The sequence below is a fragment of the Rhodothermaceae bacterium genome, assembly GCA_009838195.1.
GTDB lineage: Bacteria > Bacteroidota > Rhodothermia > Rhodothermales > Bin80 > Bin80.
Map to the genome: position 1 here is coordinate 2,183 of VXSC01000009.1, position 4,073 is coordinate 6,255.

General features: G+C 50.0%; 3 protein-coding genes and 1 pseudogene (2 of these 4 running past the window's edge). All 4 read right to left on the reverse strand.

Translation table 11 applies throughout. From position 1 onward, the window contains the following. Positions 1–68 carry the beginning of a T9SS type A sorting domain-containing protein gene (locus F4Y64_01960; protein ID MXX96364.1) on the reverse strand. The gene continues 1,972 nt to the left of window position 1, outside the view, so only the first 68 of its 2,040 coding nucleotides appear in the window; its start codon is at positions 66–68; its stop codon lies off the left edge, out of view. Continuing rightward, positions 1–1,639 (reverse strand): annotated as a pseudogene (locus tag F4Y64_01965) (fibronectin type III domain-containing protein) (it extends 62 nt beyond the left edge of the window). Before F4Y64_01965 ends, F4Y64_01960 begins: the two are co-directional and overlap by 130 nt. A 146-nt stretch (positions 1,640–1,785) precedes the next feature. Next, complete coding sequence (locus F4Y64_01970; GenBank protein ID MXX96365.1) at positions 1,786–2,094, reverse strand: hypothetical protein; 309 nt, start codon at positions 2,092–2,094, stop codon at positions 1,786–1,788. Positions 2,095–2,120: 26 nt separating this feature from the next. Beyond that, a complete protein-coding gene (locus F4Y64_01975) occupies positions 2,121–2,939 on the reverse strand; it encodes a hypothetical protein (protein ID MXX96366.1) in 819 nt (272 codons plus the stop codon). Between the last annotated feature and the right edge of the window lie 1,134 nt (positions 2,940–4,073).

A 4,073-nucleotide genomic window follows, 5' to 3' on the forward strand; every position in this document is an offset into this window, starting at 1 on the left:
CGTCTAGAGACACCTGAATCCGGTATCCGGTGATCGCTGATCCTCCGGTATTGGCCGGTTCGGTCCAACTTAAATCAATGGTGTTCGCCCCCGAGGCACTAGCCGTCAAATCAGTGGGGGCATCCGGAGCAGTTACTGACGCACTCGTCGTAGCATTTGCGGTATTGGAGGGACCGCTCTCACCGAATTGATTGCTCGCATAAACCCGGTAATAACGCGTCGTTCCTGCGATAAGCTCACTATGCGTGTAGGTTGTTGATGTACCTGTATGAAGATTGGTCCAACCTGTGTTCCCGTCTAGAGACACCTGAATCCGGTATCCGGTGATCGCTGATCCTCCGGTATTGGCGGGTTCGGTCCAACTTAAATCAATGGCATTCGGACCTGAGACACTAGCCGTCAAATCAGTGGGAGCATCCGGGGAAGTTACTGTTGTGGTAGCACCGGTGGTAGCACTGGCGATATTTGAAGGAGGACTGGGCCCCCGAACATTCACAGCTCTGACCCGGTAATGGCGGGTCGTATTTGCTGGCAGTCCAACGTGTAAGTAAGTGGACTGTCCGGGACCAACATTTTCCAGGGGCGACCAGACTAAACCCGCATCAGAAGAGACCTCAATTTCATGACCGGTAAGAGCTGCCCCTCCGTTATAACTCGTGTTCCAATTTAATTCAATACCATTTTTCTGTGAATCCCATTCAGCCCCTAATCCCTGAGGTGCATTAGGGGGGGTAGGATTAGCGGGATCTTTAGTAACAATGCTGGTATATGAAGGTGTGCTACTGCCGATGCTGTTTATCGCATAGATCCGGTAACTACGACCGGTTAGTGGTTGAAGATTACCTTCGGTATAGGTCGTAGTTGTAGCCCCCAAATTGACTAAATTGGACCAAGACATGTTAGCGTCTGAGGAGTGTATCGAGACATCAGGTGAGGAATCAATTCGATAGCCGATAATTGCTGATCCTCCCGTCTCCCTTGAAGGCACCCACACAAGATCTATTGTAGTTGGAGTTGATTGGGAATCAAAAACAATCGGGGCATCTGGTGCCGATCGTGCCCCTGTGGTAACAGCTGCAACATTTGAGGGCTCACTTTCACCACTATTATTGATCGCGCGTACCCGAAAATGTCGGGTCGTTTCAGGAGCAATTATGATGCTATGAGAACCTGTGGGGCTTTCCGTATCGGGAACCCGGGTTGACCATGGGCCGTCAACCCCTCCCGAAGAAATCTCAATCTTATACCCCGAAATGGTTGGATCCACATTATTAAATGAATCAATTGGCTTTGCCCAAACCAAGTCAATCACAGTTGCCCCCACAGCTACTGCACTTAAATCTGTCGGTGGGTTTGGTACTGGAAGGTTTCCGGGAGAAACGACGGCAACCGCGGGCTGGCTACCTTTGTAAGATGCATTGGTAACCATGACTCGGAGATCTGCATTACTCTCGGGGTAACAAGTAGATGTTCGGAAGAGGAGATCAAAACTCAGATGGGGCGATCTTGAATGAAGTGCACATATGACCGAAGAATCAGCAACTGAACCACCCAACTTCTCTCTCGTCGTTACCGTGGGATTGCTCGATGCAGTAGATGCAAAAGACAGTAGAGCTAAGAACACAAATAATCTTAGCATCCTACGAGTGAAAAGAACGGGATTCCACGGGAAGCGAACATCTCCACGGAATCCGCCCAATAAATATTTTCGAATGATTTATGCATTGGACAGGGCTTCTTTCAAACACTTAGGGCTGGCGAAAGAATAAGTTATCCGATTATTTTTCAGGATTGTACGGATAGTTGGTCTTCGGTCGATGGTTTTATTATATAATTCCATTGTGGCAAGGTTTCGTTGTGGGTCAGGTTGAGTTGGCTCATTTCATTCTCGCCGATTTTAATTCCACGTTCGTATTCGCGTTCAACCGATTCCGCCGTGACGGTCAATCCGGTCGTTGTCGTTGTGGCATTCATACCGTTGAGTATGATCTCCAATGAAGTCAGCGGGATCCCGGCCCATTGTTTGGCGACCTCGCGGAAGAGGCGGTGTTCAATCGGGTTCCATTTTGAGGCCCCACTGGGATAATGGGCCACGGTGACCGTACGGTCGAAGGGATTCGCTAGATTATGCTGCAGAAAGTATTTCCAGGCGCGCGGACGGTATCCATTGCTCCCCCACTATCGGCAAGAATTAACAGTTCCTTGCTCTCTGGATAGAGATATTGTCCAAAATCTCTCCACCAAGTTGCCGTACAGTCGACCGCAAACTCGGGCGTATCATGGGAACGTCCCACATAGAAGGCCCCCGTATTTGCCTGAAGATCATAGATTCCATACGGGACGGCCACGCCATCGGCCAAAGAGCGAAAATCATGATCGTTGACCAGATCGGGGGTACGCCTCCAAGACGTCCTCGCATTGCGAAAGTGCCCAATGAGTTCTTTTTTCTTGGTGTCCACACTGATGATGGGCAGCTTCATGGAGCAGAAGATTGCCCGAAGCAGTTCGATAATTCGGAATTGCAGGCTTCGGTCGGGATGTTTGATGGCAGACAGCTGTTTGTGATTCACGCGGAGCGCAAAGCCTATGGCCTTTAGAATTCGGCTTACGGTGCGATCACTGATCCAAATCCCAAACTTGCGAAGCTCCGAGGCGATCAAGGCGGTCGTTCTTCGAACCCATCGCTGCCCCGTGCAGAGATCCCCCGCAATGTCTGTCTCCATCTGATTCTGAATCAATCCCGGGAGTTCCGGTTTTTTTTTCCATGAGTTTGCGCCCACCACCGGGACGACGAATCCGGTTCTTCTCGAACTCTCCCGCCAAAAGCTGAGTCCGACCTTTGGTGACCGTGGCACGAGCCATCCCCAGAAGCCGGGCAGCGTGTCGGTCGCCCCCACGCCCCACGTGCACCGAAAACCATCCAGCAAATAATCGCCGATCCTTCTCGTTCAGCGTTCCCAACAGCGTCCGGGTGACCTGTTCCATGGTCTCATCCCAGCCCACAGTCCGCCCCTTCTTCTTGCGTCGTTGGTGCCGCCGCGTATTGAGATGGCTGGAGACATACAGATAGTGCCGTCCGACTTTGGTCCGGCAAACGCGACCTTCTTTCTGTAGGCGGGTCAAGCTCGCCAGCACCTCGACCTTCACAATGGAGTGCAGTTCTCGTGCAAATAACCCGGCGGAGGATTGTTCAATCAATGCGATCAAGGTGGCCGTCAGTGGCCCCTCCCGGGAAAACCGAATCCCCTGATAGGACCAAAGCCCCTCTTGATCAAACTCGATCAGTTCCTGCAGCGTGTAATACCGACCATTGTGGGAATAGCTGGTTCGGCAACCGGCTTGATTCATGACCTGATGGACGGTCAGATCACACACCGGACCAAGTACAGCGCGGACCTCGGCAAAGGTCACGACCGTCTGGGTTCGGATGAGGGTCTTCACGGTGTTGACGTGTAAGGTTCTACGTGACATGAGAGAATCGAAACGTTTATAGTAAAATATTATAAGTATAAATATATAATTTTGACAGAAAACCGTCCGAAACTAGAAAAACAGGATATATCCTCAATAAACAGGGCGCAAAAGATAGAATATAATTATATTAGTAGGATAAGTTATTTTTTCGCGTACCCTAAGGGTCGGACTATTTTGGAGCTAATTTCTGCGTTAGATTCGGCTAGAGAAGAGAGTGAAACCGGCGGATCTACCCGTTGGAAGAACGTATTTTCGACCAATGACAGAGGAACTAGCTTCTTCAAATTAGGCATCCTGAACTCCGAACTTCCGAGCAACTCCCTGGATGCCTCGATTTGTTTCAACTGTTAACTGTGTGTGTCTTATTTGTGATTACTCAAATACAGTGACAACTCCCCATACTGGTATAGCAGGACTCTCCCTGATTAGGCAGAGCGAAAGTGATGCTATGTTTTGCAAACTTGCGTTCAGGAATTTCTTTTTTCTGATGGTTTTTTATCCCATTGCCAGGGATCTCCCTTAGCACTAATACCTTAGCGTACCTCGTACATTCACGCCGAGCGTTGCCTGTCCATGCATGAGTCCAAAGACGGAGAAGC